General features: G+C 44.8%; 20 protein-coding genes. 11 read left to right on the top strand and 9 right to left on the bottom strand.

From position 1 onward, the window contains the following. Positions 1-14: 14 nt before the first annotated feature. Entirely contained in the window at positions 15-683 is a 669-nt protein-coding gene (locus GKR71_RS09815; RefSeq protein ID WP_036955987.1) for a 7-cyano-7-deazaguanine/7-aminomethyl-7-deazaguanine transporter, read from the bottom strand. 161 nt (positions 684-844) lie between these two features. Between GKR71_RS09815 and tusA the strand changes: the two genes are divergently transcribed. Continuing rightward, on the top strand, positions 845-1,099 hold the full coding sequence (tusA, locus tag GKR71_RS09820; protein ID WP_036955989.1) for a sulfurtransferase TusA: 255 nt from the start codon (positions 845-847) through the stop codon (positions 1,097-1,099). Between the two features lie 3 nt (positions 1,100-1,102). Here tusA and GKR71_RS09825 read toward each other — a convergent pair whose 3' ends face one another. From GKR71_RS09825 to GKR71_RS09840, 4 genes are all read right to left on the bottom strand, one after another. Then, positions 1,103-1,396, bottom strand: coding sequence for a hypothetical protein (locus GKR71_RS09825; protein WP_036955992.1), 294 nt, complete (start codon positions 1,394-1,396; stop codon positions 1,103-1,105). A 35-nt stretch (positions 1,397-1,431) separates the two neighbouring features. Next, positions 1,432-2,322: an Rpn family recombination-promoting nuclease/putative transposase gene (locus tag GKR71_RS09830; RefSeq protein ID WP_154609714.1), complete on the bottom strand. Its 891-nt coding sequence runs from the start codon at positions 2,320-2,322 to the stop codon at positions 1,432-1,434. A gap of 198 nt (positions 2,323-2,520) precedes the next feature. Further along, positions 2,521-4,863, bottom strand: coding sequence for a zinc/cadmium/mercury/lead-transporting ATPase (locus tag GKR71_RS09835; RefSeq protein WP_036955998.1), 2,343 nt, complete (start codon positions 4,861-4,863; stop codon positions 2,521-2,523). A 148-nt stretch (positions 4,864-5,011) separates the two neighbouring features. Beyond that, the gene (locus tag GKR71_RS09840) at positions 5,012-5,641 is read right to left on the bottom strand and encodes a lysoplasmalogenase (RefSeq protein ID WP_036956000.1); all 630 of its coding nucleotides are present in this window, start codon (positions 5,639-5,641) and stop codon (positions 5,012-5,014) included. A 158-nt stretch (positions 5,642-5,799) separates the two neighbouring features. Between GKR71_RS09840 and GKR71_RS09845 the strand changes: the two genes are divergently transcribed. Beyond that, the gene (locus GKR71_RS09845; RefSeq protein WP_036956001.1) at positions 5,800-6,153 is read left to right on the top strand and encodes a DUF2500 family protein; all 354 of its coding nucleotides are present in this window, start codon (positions 5,800-5,802) and stop codon (positions 6,151-6,153) included. 4 nt (positions 6,154-6,157) lie between these two features. Here the strand turns inward: GKR71_RS09845 and GKR71_RS09850 are convergent, their stop codons facing one another. Further along, on the bottom strand, positions 6,158-6,442 hold the full coding sequence (locus tag GKR71_RS09850) for a DUF1145 family protein (RefSeq protein WP_036956002.1): 285 nt from the start codon (positions 6,440-6,442) through the stop codon (positions 6,158-6,160). Then, positions 6,432-7,049 (bottom strand): 16S rRNA (guanine(966)-N(2))-methyltransferase, encoded by a 618-nt coding sequence (gene rsmD, locus GKR71_RS09855; RefSeq protein ID WP_036956004.1) that lies wholly within the window; start codon positions 7,047-7,049, stop codon positions 6,432-6,434. The genes GKR71_RS09850 and rsmD overlap by 11 nt, the downstream gene beginning before the upstream one ends. A gap of 217 nt (positions 7,050-7,266) precedes the next feature. Between rsmD and ftsY the strand changes: the two genes are divergently transcribed. From ftsY to rpoH, 4 genes are all read left to right on the top strand, one after another. Beyond that, positions 7,267-9,180 carry a signal recognition particle-docking protein FtsY gene (gene ftsY / locus GKR71_RS09860; RefSeq protein ID WP_154634234.1) on the top strand — a complete coding sequence of 638 codons (1,914 nt, stop codon included), beginning with the start codon at positions 7,267-7,269 and terminating at the stop codon, positions 9,178-9,180. Between the two features lie 6 nt (positions 9,181-9,186). Next, on the top strand, positions 9,187-9,852 hold the full coding sequence (ftsE, locus tag GKR71_RS09865) for a cell division ATP-binding protein FtsE (protein ID WP_036956008.1): 666 nt from the start codon (positions 9,187-9,189) through the stop codon (positions 9,850-9,852). Next, positions 9,845-10,822: a permease-like cell division protein FtsX gene (gene ftsX, locus GKR71_RS09870; protein ID WP_154634235.1), complete on the top strand. Its 978-nt coding sequence runs from the start codon at positions 9,845-9,847 to the stop codon at positions 10,820-10,822. Before ftsE ends, ftsX begins: the two co-directional genes overlap by 8 nt. 202 nt (positions 10,823-11,024) lie before the next feature. Then, positions 11,025-11,900, top strand: a complete 876-nt coding sequence (rpoH, locus tag GKR71_RS09875; RefSeq protein WP_036956011.1) for an RNA polymerase sigma factor RpoH — start codon at positions 11,025-11,027, stop codon at positions 11,898-11,900. Between the two features lie 100 nt (positions 11,901-12,000). Here rpoH and gloA2 read toward each other — a convergent pair whose 3' ends face one another. Together gloA2 and panM are read right to left on the bottom strand one after the other, a co-directional pair. Next, the gene (gloA2, locus tag GKR71_RS09880) at positions 12,001-12,387 is read right to left on the bottom strand and encodes an SMU1112c/YaeR family gloxylase I-like metalloprotein (protein ID WP_154599762.1); all 387 of its coding nucleotides are present in this window, start codon (positions 12,385-12,387) and stop codon (positions 12,001-12,003) included. Beyond that, positions 12,384-12,800 (bottom strand): aspartate 1-decarboxylase autocleavage activator PanM, encoded by a 417-nt coding sequence (gene panM / locus GKR71_RS09885; RefSeq protein WP_108478508.1) that lies wholly within the window; start codon positions 12,798-12,800, stop codon positions 12,384-12,386. Before panM ends, gloA2 begins: the two co-directional genes overlap by 4 nt. A 390-nt stretch (positions 12,801-13,190) precedes the next feature. Here panM and GKR71_RS09890 point away from each other — a divergent pair, with 390 nt between their 5' ends. The 5 genes from GKR71_RS09890 to livF all read left to right on the top strand — a co-directional run bounded on the left by GKR71_RS09890 (position 13,191) and on the right by livF (position 18,088). Then, on the top strand, positions 13,191-14,300 hold the full coding sequence (locus tag GKR71_RS09890) for a branched-chain amino acid ABC transporter substrate-binding protein (RefSeq protein WP_036956015.1): 1,110 nt from the start codon (positions 13,191-13,193) through the stop codon (positions 14,298-14,300). 107 nt (positions 14,301-14,407) lie between these two features. Beyond that, the gene (gene livH, locus GKR71_RS09895) at positions 14,408-15,334 is read left to right on the top strand and encodes a high-affinity branched-chain amino acid ABC transporter permease LivH (protein ID WP_036956017.1); all 927 of its coding nucleotides are present in this window, start codon (positions 14,408-14,410) and stop codon (positions 15,332-15,334) included. Beyond that, a complete protein-coding gene (locus GKR71_RS09900) occupies positions 15,331-16,599 on the top strand; it encodes a high-affinity branched-chain amino acid ABC transporter permease LivM (protein WP_036956019.1) in 1,269 nt (422 codons plus the stop codon). Before livH ends, GKR71_RS09900 begins: the two co-directional genes overlap by 4 nt. Then, on the top strand, positions 16,596-17,387 hold the full coding sequence (livG, locus tag GKR71_RS09905) for a high-affinity branched-chain amino acid ABC transporter ATP-binding protein LivG (RefSeq protein ID WP_036956021.1): 792 nt from the start codon (positions 16,596-16,598) through the stop codon (positions 17,385-17,387). The genes GKR71_RS09900 and livG overlap by 4 nt, the downstream gene beginning before the upstream one ends. Next, on the top strand, positions 17,387-18,088 hold the full coding sequence (livF, locus tag GKR71_RS09910) for a high-affinity branched-chain amino acid ABC transporter ATP-binding protein LivF (RefSeq protein ID WP_036956023.1): 702 nt from the start codon (positions 17,387-17,389) through the stop codon (positions 18,086-18,088). Before livG ends, livF begins: the two co-directional genes overlap by 1 nt. Positions 18,089-18,493 lie beyond the last annotated feature (405 nt).

Here is an 18,493-nt window from a genome sequence, read left to right on the forward strand (position 1 = left end):
CTCCCTTTTTTATCTCAGTGCTGCGGGGATAATTGTTTCTTACTGGCGGTAGCGAAGAAAGTCTTCAAAATAAAGTTCAGTAATAAACCATAAGCTGGCAAGAAGAAAAGCATACAAATTAATAACTTGAAGACGTAATCAACGAGAGCGATTTCCATCCAGTTTGCTGCCATAAACGGGTCGCTGCTTTGATAAAACGCGATAAAGAAGAACGCGATAGTATCAATCAAGTTACCAAAAAACATGGCGCAGGCGGGTGCTACAAACCAGCGTTTGTTTTGGCGCAGGCGGTTAAATACGCTGACATCCAAGATTTGGCCGAGGACATATGCCATAAAACTTGCTGCCGCGATACGCGCAACAAACAGGTTAAATGTCATGATAGCCGCGAAACCTTGCCATTCTCCTTGGAAAAACAGAGCAGAAATTACATACGAAATTAATAATGCTGGTAACATGACCGCAGTGATAATTCGACGAGCTAATGGCGCACCATAGATGCGAACCGTTAAGTCCGTAGCAAGGAAAATAAAGGGAAAGGTAAACGCACCCCAAGTGGTATGAAACCCAAAAATATTAATGGGTAACTGAACCAAGTAGTTGCTGGATGTAATAATTAAAATATGAAATAACGATAGCCAAATTAACGCAGTGGCTTTTTGCTGCGGAGTAAACGTAAACATATTGTACCTTTTTAGTGGCAATGGGGTGAGGGAACCCATGAATAACATCCCTAAATTGGGAAGAGCGCATCATACTCTCGTTGCGCAACAAAATCAAAACTGTTCATCCACTGCGCGTGGCTTTACAATAAGCGCATTGATGACCAAGAGAATGTGGTGTTATGTCTGACTTATTTTCTAATCCAACGAAAACCCTTGATACGCTAGGGCTACGCTGCCCTGAACCTGTGATGCTGGTGCGTAAAACCGTTCGCAATATGGCGGACGGAGATACGCTGTTAATCATTGCAGATGACCCCGCTACCACCCGCGATATTCCTGGTTTTTGCCGTTTTATGGAACACGAACTGCTGGCGGTTGAAGCGGAGAATGCACCGTATCGTTATTTATTGCGCAAAAAAGCCAGCGGCCTGTAATACCTAGTCAGCGGCATTGATGAGAGATAGCCTTTTTGCTTCGCAGGAGGCTATTGTTGATGGGCGATCCATAAGAGCTTGAATTTCACTGAGTGATAATTCAGTGATTTTACTGATAGTTTCTATGTTTAAGCCAAGTTGTAGTGCATTTAAGGTTATCTCTTGTTGGCAGATGGCTTTACCTACTTTGAGCGCTGTTTGTAGTCCCACTGTGAATTCTTCCTCAAATCCTTCTACAAATCCTTGTGCAAATCCTTTCTTATATCCTTCATATCTTAAACGTGTGGCAATATTCATAACTATTTATCCCCGATGCTTACATAATTTGTTGTTTAATTAAGGGCTTGAATTTCACTGTCTGATAACCCAGTGAGTTTGCGGATAACGTCAATGCTTAAACCAAGTTGTAAGCTCTTTAATACAACCTGTTGTAAGGTTTCTTCTTTTCCTTTTTCTTTTCCTTCGTTTTTTAACCGCTGTGCAATATTCATAATAGTTTCTCGATGGTTTTCGGCTTGGTCGATTAATGTCTCGACAATGTATGTGTAGTAGGGTGAATCCATGATGATAAATAAGTAATTCAAGATAGTGATCACATCATCTTTGTCATTATAGTGGCTGTTTAATATTTGAACGAAGTGCTCAGTGACTCTCTGGTGGTCATTTCGTAGTTTTTTATGTTTCATTGCGAGTTCCATCACAGCGATTTTGCGGTGACTAACTATTTCGGTATCCTCAACTACGGTGATGTCCACCAACGGGAAAGGGCTGCTATACAGATCATGAGCTATTTCAGCGTGGGGCAAGCATTGTGTCCATGTACCTTCATAAGGATAGGGGGATGTTTCCCCATGATAAAACAGAATGGGGACAACGAGCGGTAAGGTTTTATGCCCTTGCTGTAGATGTTGATTCATTGCCATAAACGCGTAGTGCATTAAACGCCAGCCCATCAACTTGTCAGGTGTCGACTGATGTTCGACTAACAGATAGATATAACTACCCCTCGTTTTTGTTTGAACAGAATAGAGAACATCGGAAAACCGGGTTCTCAATTTGCTATCAATAAAAGCTGAATTAATGAGGGTAAGCGTATCGAAATCGCACAAGCGTTCAATGTGTTCAGGTAAATGAAGCTCAAAGAAATCTCGGGCATTACTCTGCTTTGTCATAAAGCCTTTAAAGGCGGCATCATGGGGTATTGAACTTGCATTATTAGTCATATCCACGCTCAGCAAATGTTGTCAATGACCGAGATATTACCCAATATTTCTGTGTGCGGGAGAAAAGTTAGTCTTAAATTCAGTTGGTGAATGGTTTGTGTAACTCTTTGCTATAACTGATTATTTTAGATTTCTTTCGCATAAAAAAACGCCGTAATGATGACCATTACGGCGTTGAGATATCAAACTAAAGAAAGGCTATTTTTTGATTTCGGGCAACTTAACGCGCAGTAAGCGAACCGCGTTGGCTGTGACTAATGCCGTGGCGCCAGAATCCGCTAACACAGCAACCCATAACCCAGTGATACCTAACAAGCTCGTTACCAAGAAAACGGCTTTTAAGCCTAAGGCGATAGTGATGTTCTCGCGGATGATCTTCCGTGTGGCTCTGGATAATGCGACGATTTCAGGTAATCCAGTCAAACGGTTATGGGTTAAAGCGGCATCCGCAGTTTCTAAAGCAACGTCAGTACCGCCACCCATTGCAACACCAATGCTTGACGCTTTCATGGCTGGAGCATCGTTGATACCGTCACCTACCATCATGGTGTTGTGATCGCGATTAAGCTCCATCACCGCGGTGACTTTATCTTCTGGTAATAATCCTGCACGGAACTCCATGCCTAGCTGATTTGCGATGGCGCTGGCGGCACGTGGGTTATCACCTGTTAGCATCACGGCATTAACATTCAGTGATTTCAACATAGCCATTGCATCAGCAGCATCGCCACGTAAGGTATCCTGCAGGGCGGTTAAGCCGATAACTTGGTCATCTTCTAACGTGACGACAACCGTTTTACCTTGCGCCTCTAACGCTTCTACTTTCGCTTGCCATTGGCTGCTTAATGGAGGCTCAACCCTTGATGGTGCGCTGACTAACACTTGTTTACCATTAAAAGAGCCTTCAACCCCTTTACCTGCTAGTGCTTTACGCTCTAACGCTTCTTCAACAGTGATAGATAACTCTTCAGCTTTGTTGACGATAGCTTTAGCCAGTGGGTGATGAGAGCCGACTTCAACTGATGCAGTGATACGAATTAACTCGCTTTCACTCAGACCTTCAACGGGAACGATATCGGTGACGTGTGGTTTGCCTTCCGTTAGTGTGCCCGTTTTATCCAGTGCAATTGTAGTGACAGTTCCCAATTGTTCTAATGCAGCACCACCTTTAATTAAAGCTCCACGGCGAGTGGCGGTTGCCAGTGCTGAGGTGATTGCTGCAGGGGTTGAGATAACCAATGCGCAAGGGCAACCAATTAACAACAGAGTCAAACCACGGTAAATCCAAGTATCCCATGCTGCACCGAAGAACATTGGCGGGATCACTATCACTAAGGCCGAAATCAGCATGATAATTGGAGTATAGATGCGGCTGAAGCGGTCAATAAATCGCTCAATTGGCGCACGACGCTCTTCTGCTTCTTCAATCAGTTGCAAGATGCGGTCGATAGCATTTTGACCTTGCTCTGATACCACTTCCATTTGTACGGCTTTATCGACAGACAAACAGCCCGCAGCCACTTTTTCCCCAGCACTGCGTTCTACAGGGACGGATTCACCCGTTAATGCGCTTTCATCAAAACTCGCAAATCCTGCAACCAGCACCGCATCGGTTGGTAATCGACCACCTGGTGCAATTTCAATGATGTCACCAGGGCGTAACTGTGCCACAGGAACTGACGTTTTTTGTCCATCCTTGATAAGCACGGCATCTTCAGGGACTAAAGCCATGAGTGCGCTAACACCTCGGCGAGCGCGTCCCGCAGAGTAGGACTCAAGCATTTCACCCAGCATAAACAGCAAGATAACCATGGCGGCTTCTTCAGTTGCTTGGATGAAAATCGCCCCTACAGCGGCAACGGTCATCAAGGTTTCAATTGCAAATGGTGTACCAGTACGAATCAAACGTAACGATTTACGCGCGATAGGGTATAACCCAAATAACGTGGTTAGGATAAACGCCACGTTACCTAGCTGTGGATTAACAAACTCAAGTCCCCAGCTGATTGCCATCAGGATAGCTAAAATGATGACGGGCTTCGCTTCACTCAATAAGCTGGGTGGCGGTGCTGATGTTGCACTCGCGCTACCCACATCATGTAGTTCGTAACCTGCGGCTTCAACAGTTGAACGAACGACGGCAGTGACGTCTTTGTCAGCGTCCACGACGAGTTTTTCAGTGGCAAAGAGGACTTTGGCTTGAGCGACTTCGCGAATTTGGGAAATCGCGTTTTCGATTTTAGCCGCGCAGCTTGGGCAGTCCATCCCGCGTACAATCCAGCTAAAACGCTGTTTAGCGGTTTGGGTAGGCTCTACGTCATCATTTGCAGCGGATGTTGAGCTGCAGCAGCTACCATGTTGATGGGATTTTTCATCGTCATCATCATGAGCATGATTTTTGTCATCGCCATGATGATGTTCATGGGATGATGCGTCATGGCTCACAGCTTTGCTATTCTCTACGGCTGCGGATGTGCAAGTGTTTCCTGAGCAGCAAGACGTGCTGTGTGCATGGGTATCTTTATGAGAGTGTGAGTGCATAAGCGCCCCCTTTTTCTAGATGCGTTTTTAACCATGTTCTCTAATTAAGGTTAAGTCTACACTTTGGAGTAGACTCTAGAGTCAAATGAAAAAGGGGAAGCCAATTGATAAAATTCTCAAATAGCACGTTTTATCAATTGGTGGGGAATTATAAATAAATGGCGCGAACAATAAAGAACTGACCGAGGAAGTAGAATGCGGCTACAACTGCTTTAGAGGCTTTGAATGGAAAACGGAAATGGGCAATTAGCCAGATGCAGTGAGATAAAAACAGCATAGAAGCGCCCACCATAATCGAGAAATTAAATTCTCGACCTAAGCCAAAGTATTGGTCTCCTGCCACCCACATCATAATCATGCTCATAATAATAGAGGCGAAAACTACAGGCTGTTGGCTTTCCAGTTTTCCCCAAATCAGCACCAAGGTGACGGCTGCGATAGCGATAGGGACGATAAGCCAAGGCAGATACAGACCAAAGTTGAATTGCATTCCAAAGCTAATGGTGTAGACCAAATAGCTTAAGAACATGAGCCCCAAAGAAGTAAGCAAGTGCTCACTAGAAAACATTCTCGAAAGGTCGGCAACTAAGGAAAGCGCCAAACCGCCTAAAATCAGATAGGTTTGCGCATTTAAGTCGTCAGAACTCCATCCCCAGAATAGTAGAAGAAGTAAAGTGATAGGGCGGAATAACCAACGTTGCCACTCAGGACCACGATAGGCTGCATCAACGTACAGCCAGCCAGAAAATAAAACAGCGAGGAATGGCCAACTAATCATACACATATCCTTAAGAGTTTCTGGAAAAGAGAAATCACCAAGAGCGATTAAATATAAATGAACTATACCGTGTCTCGCATAAATTGTATGGCGTTTATCTGCAATTTGAGCGATAGAGGGTATATACTTATGATAATTCTAAGCTAAATATATAAATTATGAATAAGCCAATTCTCTTAATTATTGTTCTTGCGATTATCGCCGTGTTAGCCACTAAGCGTTTTTTTGACCAAAAGAAACAAAATGAAATTAACGATAATTCATTACCTGTCAGTCAGTTAGTGCTCGTGAAAGAGAAAAAAGATTACCCTTATCCAAATATGCGTTCTCGGGAGCGCGATGTGGTATCCCCTGAAACTTTTCGCTATGAACTTTATTTTCAGACTCAAGCTTCAGGAGAAACGATTAAGGTGATCGTCAGCGAAGAGCAGTACCAAGGTGTTGAATTGGGTGCTAAAGGTAAGCTAACCCTACAAGGTACGCGATTTATTCGCTTCGAACCCTCTGAATAATCGGTTATTTCTTTTTAGCGGCTTCAATGGCCGCTTTTGTTTTCTTATGCATGGCGAGCATTTCAAATACGCCAAAAAAGAAAATTTTTGTCTGCTGGAGCCCTGTTAGCTTTTGATCTTTCGGTAAGCTAGCTTTCAGGAAAATAGTCTGCAATGCATGCATGAAAATCATAAATACCATTGCGACATCCATAAAATATTTCAATGGCTTAGGGAATGGATGCACAATATTAAAGATCATAAAGCCCCAAACACAAATCATAAGCAGACGTCCGATATTAATCAGCATCTTTTTCTCCCTGCATACTTGATGAATGAACAGATTGACGAATAAACAGACGATACGCAACTTGGCCAGCGACCTTTTCACGGTGTAGCTGCCAGTTTGCGGGAATGTCAGTAAGTGGTAACTCCGCTTCTGACTCTACATAAATCCAGCTTTCATCAGCTAACCACTGATTTTTTTCTAGGAGCGTGATGGTTTCTCCAAGTAGCCCTTTACGAAAAGGAGGGTCGATAAATACCACATCACAAGGCGTTCCTATTTGGCTGAGAACGCTGAGACTGCTGTTATTAATAACGCTCGCATTATCAGCTTCTAAGCGAACTTTGTTCTCACTAAGAAGCTTGGCATTTTGTTTATCAAGTTCAATAAACGTGACGTGCTCGGCAAAGCGAGATAAGGCTTCAAAACCTAAAGCACCGCTACCTGCGAAACAATCAAGACAGCGAGCATCACGGATCACTGGCATTAGCCAATTAAAGAGCGTTTCTTTGATGCGATCTGTGGTGGGACGTAAGCCCTCACTATCGCGTACAGGTAGTTTTCGCCCACGCCACTTACCACCAATGATACGAATTTGCCCCAAGGAGGCTGTTTGTGGTTTTTTTGCCATAATATGTATAGTTGCTTAGTTCATTGAGGAATGTATAAATTATTGGGGACTATTGTAGCGCTTCGGTTTCACGGTTTTAACAGAAAAATAAGAATAAATTGTCAGGATTTTTCTTTCAGATATGTGTTGCTGCGCGATGAAATGATAGACTGCATGTAATTTTATTGCGATTTAATTTTTAAACGCCATGTTTTTACCGCGAGGAGTGTAGTGGCTGATGGCTAAAGATAAGAAAAAAGGCTTTTTCTCATGGTTGGGATTTGGTCGTAAGAATGAAGAAGAAACCCAGCAACCTGATGTCGAACTGAAAAATGATGTTGTTCATGATACTGAGCAACAGGATGCCGCCACAGCAGAAGCTGAGCGTCAACATCAGGCAGAGCTTGATGCAATTAAAGCGGCGGAAGATGAAGCAGAGCGCCAATATCAAGCTGAACAAGATGCGATTACGGCTGCTGCTGAAGAAGCAGAACGCCAGCATAAAGCGCAATTAGAGGCGATGCGCATTGCGGCAGAAAATGCAGAGCAAGAGCGTCAAGCAGCAGAAGAAAAGCGTATAGCAGAAGAAAAAGCGGCTAGAGAAGCGTTAGAAGCCCAGGCTTTACGCCAAGCAGAAGAAGCCGCGGAACGCCAACGTCAAATCGAGCAGGCTGCGATTAAAGCTGCCGAAGAAGAAGTTGAACGTCAGCATCAAGCTGAGTTAGCCGTTATCAAAGCCGCAGAAGAAAAAGCGGAACGTGAATACCAAGCAGCGGAGGCCGCTCGTTTAGCGCAAGAGCAAGCTGATCGCGAACGACAAGAGGCGGAAATCACCCGTCTGGCGGAAGAAGAGGCAGAGCGCCAACGCCAAGCTGAACTCGCTGCTATCAAAGAAGCGGAAGAGAAAGCGGAACGTGAACGCCAAGAGGCGGAAGCGGCTCGCTTAGCGGAAGAAGAAGCTGAGCGTCAGCGTCAAGCTGAACTCGCTGCTATCAAAGAAGCGGAAGAGAAAGCGGAACGTGAACGCCAAGAGGCGGAAGCGGCTCGTTTAGCGGAAGAAGAAGCGGAACGTGAACGCCAAGAAGCGGAAGCGGCTCGCTTAGCGGAAGAAGAAGCTGCTCGTATAGCAGAAGAAGAGGCTGCTCGTATAGCAGAAGAAGAGGCTGAGGCGGCACGTTTAGCAGAGGAAGAAGCAGCTAAAGCTCAGCCAGTTGAGCAAGAGAAACCGAAAAAAGAAGGCTTTTTCAGCCGTCTAAAGAAAGGCTTATTAAAAACACGTCAAAATCTAGGTTCGGGTTTCCTTGGTCTATTCAAGGGCAAAAAAATCGATGACGATCTTTTTGAAGAGCTAGAAGAGCAGTTATTAATTGCGGATGTCGGTGTTGAAACTACCCGTAAAATCATTGATAACTTGACTCAGCACGCTTCCCGTAAAGAGTTAAAAGATGCCGAAGCGTTGTACGGTAAGCTGCGTGAAGAAATGTCTGATATTTTAGCCACGGTAGACAAACCATTAGAGATCGAAGGTAAAAAACCTTATGTTATTCTGATGGTTGGTGTTAACGGTGTGGGTAAAACAACAACAATTGGTAAATTAGCACGTCAGTATCAATCAGAAGGTAAGTCCGTCATGTTGGCAGCGGGTGATACATTCCGTGCCGCGGCGGTTGAACAACTGCAAGTGTGGGGCGATCGTAACAATATTTCAGTTGTTGCTCAGCATACTGGTGCTGATCCTGCTTCCGTGATTTTTGATGCGATTCAATCCGCTCAAGCAAAAGGTGTCGATGTGTTGATCGCCGATACTGCAGGGCGCTTACAAAATAAAGCGCACTTAATGGAAGAATTGAAAAAAATCGTCCGTGTGATGAAAAAGCTTGATGAGTCAGCCCCTCATGAAATTATGCTGACCCTCGATGCGAGCACGGGACAAAATGCGGTTAGTCAGGCTAAAATTTTCAATGACGCCGTAGGTTTAACCGGTATTACACTGACAAAACTCGATGGTACAGCAAAAGGTGGCGTAATCTTCTCAATCGCTGATCAATTCGGTATTCCAATCCGTTACATCGGGATTGGTGAAGGTATTGAAGATTTACGCCCATTTAAAGCCGATGACTTTATCGAGGCTCTATTTGCCCGAGAGGAATAATTTTCGATGATCCGCTTTGAACATGTGAGTAAAGCTTATCGCGGTGGCCGCCAAGCGCTCCAAGGGGTAGATTTCCATCTACGCCCTGGGGAAATGGCATTTTTAACGGGTCACTCAGGCGCAGGTAAAAGTACATTACTTAAACTGATTTGTGGTATTGAGCGCCCAAGCGCGGGTCATATCCTGTTTAATGGTCATGATATCAGCCGACTAAAAGACAGAGAGATCCCTTTTCTGCGCAGACAGATCGGCATGATTTTCCAAGATCACCATCTGTTATTTGACCGCACAGTTTATGACAACGTGGCGATGCCGCTGATTATTTCTGGTGCAAGTAGCGAAGATATTCGCCGACGTGTGAGCGCTGCATTGGATAAAGTCGGTTTGTTGGATAAAGCGAGAAATTTCCCAATCCAACTGTCTGGTGGTGAACAGCAGCGTGTGGGAATTGCGCGTGCAGTGGTGAATAAGCCAACGATGCTTCTCGCGGATGAACCGACAGGTAACCTTGATAACGAGTTATCTGAAGGCATTATGCGTTTATTTGAAGAGTTTAACCGCGTGGGTGTGACCGTATTAATGGCAACCCACGATATTGCGTTGATTGAACGCCGTAATTTGCGTGTATTGACCTTAAGCGAAGGTCGGATGCTTGGAGGTCAACATGGCTAAGGATGTCCGCAAAGCGAAGCCAGAACGTGCCATGCAATCAAAAAGCAAAGCACTCAAAGGCGGCTGGCGTGAGCAGTGGCGCTACTCTTGGCTAAATGCACTGGCTGACATGCTACGTCAACCGCTGGCAACCTTTTTAACTGTGATGGTCATTGCCATTTCATTAGCGTTGCCAAGCCTGTGTTATATCGTTTGGAAGAACGTTTCCCAAGCAGCTGAACAGTGGTACCCGACGCCTCAGTTGACGGTCTATCTGGATAAGTCTCTCGATGAGCAAGGTGGACAAAATGTGGTGACTCAGCTTGAAGCCCTTGATGGTGTTGCTCATGTGAATTACTTATCTCGCGACCAAGCGATATCTGAATTCCGTAGCTGGTCTGGCTTTAGCACCGCATTAGATATGCTAGAAGAGAATCCACTGCCAGCGGTGGCAATTATCACCCCGAAACTGGATTTTGAAGGTTCGAATGCTCTAGCAACACTGCGCGACCGTGTCAGTCAAGTTAACGGCATTGAAGAAGTTCGAATGGATGATAGCTGGTTCTCACGCCTAGCGGCATTAACACGGTTGGTAGGGCAAGTTGCATCAGTGATTGGCATTTTGATGATTGTTTCATTGTTCTTAGTGATTGGTAATAGTGTGCGGTTAAATATCTTTGCCCGTCGCGATACCATCAATGTGATGAAGCTGATTGGTGCTACTGATGGCTTTATCATGCGACCATTCTTGAATGGCGGGGTTGTGTTAGGCGCATTGGGTGCGGTGATCGCCCTCATTATGACATTCTTACTTGTGTGGCAGTTGTCTGATTTAGTGGCGCAAGTAGCAAGTGTATTTGGTACGCAATTCCACATTGAAGGGCTGTTGTGGGAAGAGGCTCTGTTGATTATTCTAATGTCTGCAATTGTGGGCTGGGTAGCAGCATGGCTGGCAACATTACAACACTTACGCCATTTCAGACCTGAATAATTTAATTGTTCCCATCGGTGCTAACTTATTGGTCCCGATGGGAAAAATAAATTTCTACGAACTTCTTTTCTAATTATGTGTCAGATATTGACCTGCGGTTAACTATTCTTGTATATAATTTATTTAACGCGGCTAAGCTGATAGACTACGGTTTGTCTGTATCGAATCTCTCCCATTTCAGTACAATTCATAGAGGATCTTAATGACCAAAGACATGCAATCATTAGCGCTTGTTCCACAAGGAAGTATTGAAGCTTACATGCGAGCTGCCAATGCTTACCCGATGCTGACCGCAGAGGAAGAAAAGGAACTGGCAGAAAGGCTGCATTACGATGGTGACCTCGAAGCTGCTAAGCAACTGATTTTATCCCATTTGCGCTTTGTTATTCACATCGCGCGTAGCTATGCAGGCTATGGTTTACCACAAGCTGACTTAATTCAGGAGGGCAATATCGGCCTGATGAAGGCTGTGCGTCGTTTTAATCCTGAAGTGGGTGTGCGTCTGGTGTCTTTCGCCGTGCATTGGATCAAAGCGGAAATTCATGAATACGTTTTACGTAACTGGCGTATCGTTAAAGTCGCAACAACAAAATCCCAGCGTAAGTTATTCTTTAACTTAAGAAAGAATAAAAAACGCCTTGGTTGGTTTAACCAAGAAGAGGTGGATATGGTTGCGCAAGAGCTAGGCGTGAGCACCAAAGATGTACTGGAAATGGAATCCCGAATGGCGGCGCAAGACATGGCATTTGATATGTCTGATGACGATGATAGCAGTGATTTCGGTGGACCTGTTGCGCCCGTGCTTTTTCTTCAAGATAAGTCTTCTGATTTTGCCAATACCATTGAAGATGATAACTGGGAAAGTCACGCAACTGACCGTTTAGCTGATGCGTTAGCCTCATTAGATGAGCGCAGCCAAGATATCATTCGTGCTCGTTGGCTGGATGATGACAACAAAACGACGCTGCAAGAGCTTGCCGACAAATACGGCGTTTCTGCTGAGCGTGTTCGTCAGCTTGAAAAGAACGCCATGAAAAAGCTGCGTCTTGCTATGGAAGATGAAGACGACGAGATGTAATCTCTCGTGTTTATCAACGTTATCTGCATTTATTTCCGCTTTATTAGCCTGGAATTTAAATGCAGATAGCTGATTCATTAACTGTTTTTGATAATTTTCGTTAGCGAGAATAGAGCTCTAAAGGTAGCCCATCTGGATCTGCTAAGAAGGTAAAACGCTTCTGAGTATACGGATCGATTCTTACCCCCTCACACACCACCTGATGTTGTGCCAAATAGGCAATCCATTCCTCGATATTATCCACTTCAAACGCTAAATGACGTAATCCAGTTGCTTCAGGATAACTGAGTCTTTTGGGCGGATTAGCGAAACTAAACAGCTCAATCTGATAATGCTCTCCAAAAGCTAAATCTGCTTTCCATGAGTCATTCTCTGGACGGTAATATTCTGAGAGAAGCTGCAATCCAAGGATCTGACAGTAAAAATGCTTACTCTTAGCAAAATCGGAGCAAATAATAGCAACGTGATGAATTTTATTAAGTTTCATACTAATGGCTCAATATTTAGCTGCCAATGATGAGTTTCTTCGGCGGGTTGAAAACCACAAGCAACAAGAAATTTCTCCAAAGCGATTTTGTTTTGCGGTTCCACGCCCTGCAAGTCAAAGATCCAATGGCGGATTTCAGGTTGTTGACGGAAAATTTCCTGTAAAAGATATAACCCAACTCCGCGACGGCGAGTGATTTCACGGACATTAAAATCACAGATCGTACCTTGTTGTTGATAAATAACCACTTTAGCCGCTGCTAATAATCGCTCATTAAAACGCGCTCCATAAAAACGTACACCAGACTCAAGATTTTGTTCGAGTTGAGTTCGACTCTGGTCTAGCCAGATTTTCGATAAGTCGATGTATTGTTGCTCAGTAGGATTGACCAGAGGGATGATGGTAAGTCTCATGTTGTTTTGATCCATTTCATGGTGCATGTTGCACGCTATTCTAACAGCAGAGTGATCTGTAACCGATTTTTTAATTTCAAAGAGAAAAATTTGGTATTGATGAATTTTCCGAGTTTCCCTCGGATTAAGCCAAATTTAACCGGAATATAACACTAGCATTTACAAAAAATACACGTTTTATCATTAGCTTTTTATTCTGCAATTGATGTAAATAGCTGCCTCATTCATTTGCTATTTAGCATAATTCTCTTGTTTAATGGTCTGAAATATATAGCCTTATTGGCTATGTTTTGAAATATCAGGCATTGAACCTGTCACCTATAATAATTGATTATAAATCAATCACAAACACTCACAATCATACACAATATTGATGGCGGGGACGCACGAATGAAGAATATTAATAAAGCATTATTAGCGGGTTGTATCGCAATGGCATTAAGCCCAGCAGGATGGGCGAAAGAGATTAAAATTGCAGTCGTCGGCGCTATGTCAGGTCCCGTTGCTCAGTATGGAGATATGGAATTTACGGGAGCTCGCCAAGCTATTGCGGATATTAATGCGAAGGGTGGAATTAACGGCGATACATTGGTTGCCGTTGAATACGACGATGCTTGCGATCCAAAACAAGCGGTTGCGGTCGCCAACAAAGTAATTAACGATGGCATTAAACATGTTATTGGTCACCTATGCTCCTCCTCCACTCAGCCCGCTTCAGATATTTATGAAGACGAAGGCGTTCTGATGATTACCCCTGCGGCGACCAATGCGGATTTAACCACACGTGGCTACCAGTTGATCATGCGTACAACAGGTTTGGATTCTGACCAAGGTCCAACCGCAGCAAAATATATCATGGAAAAAATCAAACCTAAGCGTATTGCAGTGGTACATGATAAACAGCAATACGGTGAAGGTTTGGCTCGCTCAGTACGTGAAAGCTTGAACAAAGCGGGCGTGAAAGAAGTGATGTTTGAAGGGGTCACTGCGGGTGATAAAGATTTCTCTGCACTGGTCGCTAAGCTGAAAAAAGAGAACGTCGATTTTGTCTATTTCGGCGGCTACTATCCAGAAATGGGGCAAATTTTACGCCAAGCGAAACAATCGGGTCTGAACATTCGCTTTATGGGACCTGAAGGTGTGGGTAACTCCTCGTTGTCGAATATTGCAGGCGACGCCTCTGAAGGCATGCTGGTGACATTACCGAAACGTTATGACCAACTTCCAGCTAACCAATCCATCGTCGATGCGATTAAAAAGAAAAAAGAAGATCCAACAGGACCATTTGTATGGACAACTTATGCCGCAATCCAAGGCTTAACCACGGCGATGCAGCGTACAGGCAGCACGGAACCCGATGTGCTGGCGAAAGATCTGAAAGCTAATCCAGTGGATACCGTCATGGGGCAATTAAGCTGGAAGCCAAATGGTGACCTGAAAGGTTTCGAATTCGGTGTGTTTGAATGGCACAAAGACGGAACCTCTACTGCACAAGAGTAGCTCTCATCTGTATTGAGAAATGATATTCAGTGATGAGCTGGGAGCTTGGTAACGGGCTTCCAGCTTCTGCTCTCCATAGAGGGACAGTAGTTTGAAAGGATAATCTTATGTCAGACCAAATTCTGTATTTTATTCAGCAATTCCTCAATGGCCTAACGTTAGGAAGCACTTACGCGCTGATCGCTATCGGCTATACCATGGTGTACGGCATCATCGGGATGATCAACTTCGCCCACGGTGAAGTGTACATGATTGGTAGCTACGTTTCGTTCATTGTCATTGCGGGCTTAATGATGCTCGGTATCGATGTGGGGTGGATCCTCATTGCAGCGGCATTTGTGGCGGCAATTGTGGTATCAAGCTCCTATGGTTGGAGTATCGAGCGGGTTGCTTACCGTCCCGTTCGTCACTCTAAGCGCCTGATTGCGCTGATCTCAGCTATCGGGATGTCCATCTTCTTACAAAACTACGTCAGTTTATCTCAAGGATCCCGCGATCTAGCGTTGCCAAGCCTGATTACTGGGCAGTGGGTATTAGGTGAAAGTGATGGCTTCTCTGCCATTGTCACCAAAATGCAGCTGACTATCTGGATTGTGACCTTCCTTGCGATGCTGGCATTAACGCTGTTTATCCGCTATTCCCGTATGGGACGCGCTTGCCGTGCGTGTGCGGAAGATTTAAAAATGGCAAGTCTGCTGGGTATCAACACTGACCGCGTGATCTCTTTGACATTCGTGATCGGCGCAACGATGGCGGCGGTTGCAGGTGTATTACTAGGGCAATTCTACGGCGTAATTAACCCGTATATTGGCTTTATGGCGGGAATGAAAGCTTTCACCGCAGCCGTATTAGGTGGAATCGGCAGTATTCCTGGCGCGATGCTGGGCGGCTTGATCCTTGGTGTAGCGGAAGCCATGACCTCGGCGTATTTAAGTACGGAATATAAAGATGTCGTCTCATTTGGTTTATTGATTGGTGTTCTGTTGATCATGCCAACTGGCATTCTGGGTCGCCCGGAGGTCGAAAAAGTATGAGAAAAGAAAATTGGATCAGTGCCATTATTGCCTCCGTCACCTTCTTTATTTTAGCCGTATTTATGATGGGGCTAAAATTAGGACTCGATGGGACTAAGCTGATAGTGGAATCAGGGGGAGACGTTCGTTGGAATTGGATCTTTGTCGGCATCGCCATTATCTTTGTGTATCAATTAATTCGCCCTGCATTAAGCAAAGTGTGGCAAGGCGTACCCAAAAAATCGTGGGCGTTACCGGATTTTGACGGTGGCTCGCTTAGACAAAAAATTATTGGGATCGCTATCATTATTGGGGCGATCATCTGGCCATTTTTGGTGTCTCGCGGCAGCGTCGATATTGCCACATTAACCCTGATCTACGTGATGTTGGGGCTGGGCTTAAACGTCGTAGTTGGATTGTCAGGATTATTGGTACTCGGCTATGCGGGCTTCTACGCTATCGGCGCTTACACCTTTGGCTTACTCAATCACTATTATGATTTTGGTTTCTGGGAAAGCTTACCGATTGCCGGCTTAACGGCAGCATTAGCTGGGTTCTTATTAGGTTTCCCTGTGCTGAGGTTACGGGGTGACTATTTGGCGATCGTCACCCTTGGGTTTGGGGAGATCGTACGTATTTTATTATTAAATAATACGGAGATCACCGGTGGCCCTAACGGGATCAGCCAACTGCCAAAACCAACTTTCTTTGGCTTAGAATTTAGCCGTACCGCTAAAGATGGTTGGGACACATTCCATAACTTCTTTGGGTTAGATTACAACCCTGGTGACCGGATCATTTTCCTCTATTTTGTGGCGCTGTTGCTGGTGGTGATCACCTTGATCGTGATCAGCCGCTTGTTACGGATGCCATTAGGACGTGCGTGGGAAGCGCTACGTGAAGATGAAATTGCGTGTCGATCATTAGGCTTAAGCCCGACGCGCATTAAATTAACCGCCTTTACGATCAGTGCAACATTTGCAGGGTTTGCCGGAGCATTATTTGCTGCACGACAAGGGTTTATCAGCCCTGAATCCTTCACTTTTGCTGAATCAGCCTTTGTACTGGCGATCGTGGTGCTGGGTGGGATGGGATCGCAAATGTCGGTGATTTTAGCCGCGATCATCTTGGTAGTATCAAGGGAGATGATGCGCGATCTGAATGAATACAGCATGTTGCTGCTGGGGGCATTGATGGTGCTGATGATGATCTGGCGCCCACAAGGCTTATTGCCGATGCAGCGCCGTCAAATGAAGCTGAAAAATGTGCAGGGAGGCGGATCATGACGACGCCTATTCAGCCTTCGGCTGTACCGTTATTGCAAGTCAGTGGCTTAACCATGCGCTTTGGTGGTTTGCTTGCGGTCAACAACGTGGAGTTGACGTTAAACCAAGGGGAAATTGTTTCACTGATTGGTCCCAATGGTGCAGGAAAAACCACCATATTTAACTGTTTAACTGGATTTTATAAGCCAACGAGCGGGGCGATCCTCTATCGAGACAAGCATCTTGAAGGGCTTCCGGGTCAAGCTATTGCTCGCCTTGGGGTGATCCGTACATTCCAGCATGTTCGCTTATTCAAAGAGATGACGGTGATTGAAAACTTATTAGTGGCTCAGCACCAACATCTGAAAAGCGGTATTTTCTCAGGCTTACTGAAAACGCCAGCATTTCGCCGAGCAGAAGCCGAAGCGGTGGATAATGCGGTGAAATGGCTAGAGCGGGTCAATCTTTCTGAGTTTGCTAACCGCCAAGCGGGGAATCTGGCGTATGGTCAACAGCGTCGCCTAGAAATTGCCCGTTGCATGGTGACGCGACCTGAAATTTTGATGTTGGATGAGCCAGCGGCAGGGTTAAACCCGAAGGAAACTAACGATCTGGATGAGCTAATTGCGGAGCTGAGAACCCATCATAATGTCTCTATCTTATTGATAGAGCATGATATGAAATTGGTGATGGGCATTTCTGATCGAATTTATGTGGTGAACCAAGGAACACCTCTGGCGAATGGAACACCAAACGAAATTCGCCAGCATCCTGATGTGATCAAAGCCTACTTGGGAGAAGCTTACTGATGTTGGAATTTAAACAAGTTTCCACTCATTATGGGAAAATACAGGCGCTGCATGATGTCAGCTTAAATATTCAAAAAGGTGAGATTGTCACGCTGATTGGTGCCAATGGTGCAGGAAAAACCACGTTACTCAGTACGTTATGTGGCGACCCTCGCGCCTCCTCAGGTCAGGTGCTTTATCGCGGAGCGGATATTACTCAGTTACCGACACCACAAATTATGCGCAAAGACATTGCGCTAGTGCCGGAAGGTCGGCGGGTATTTTCTCGTATGACCGTTGAGGAAAATCTGGCAATGGGTGGTTTTTTTGCGGATCGCCACCAATATCTCGAGCGTATTGAACGGGTTTATTCGTTATTTCCACGGTTGCATGAACGTCGTAGCCAGCGCTCAGGAACCATGTCCGGTGGAGAGCAGCAGATGCTTGCCATTGGGCGGGCGCTGATGAGTCAGCCTGAATTACTGTTATTGGATGAACCTTCATTGGGGCTGGCGCCAATTATCATTATGCAAATATTTGACACCATTTTGCAGCTACGGGAAGAGGGGATGACCATCTTTTTGGTGGAGCAAAATGCCAACCAAGCACTGAAACTCGCTGACCGTGGGTATGTGCTAGAAAATGGGCATATTGTTTTGGAAGATACCGGAAAAGCCTTACTGGCGAATGAAGCGGTACGCAGCGCTTATTTAGGCGGATAGTTTAACCGTATCGTCAGTTAACAATCATCAAGCAAAAACACCCCATAAAATATATCGGATATTTATGGGGTGTTTTATTTGGTGGCGATGAATGCGGAAGGTTAAGTATGAAACGCGTGTATCGCCTGTAACGGCTATCAGCTTAATGTGAGGCTTCTCCCATTTTTGTTATTTGCTTGTTTCTGCATAGAAAATCAAATGTATATACAAGTTTTTGTGTAGAAACAGCATCCTAGTTATTGTTGTCTAACTTTTCTCCACATCCCTTCTCCACTGTTGCGACAAAAATTCAAATTTCAATGTATATACTTTGTGAATTAAATGTATATATATTTAATTATCAACTAAGCAAACAGGGCAAAAAGATCATTTTTAATCGTTCTTTGTTTTTATTTAATGAGTTGA

Origin of the sequence: Providencia sp. wls1922, from assembly GCF_009706505.1 — a bacterium.
In the GTDB taxonomy this organism is placed as follows: Bacteria; Pseudomonadota; Gammaproteobacteria; order Enterobacterales; family Enterobacteriaceae; genus Providencia; species Providencia lanzhouensis.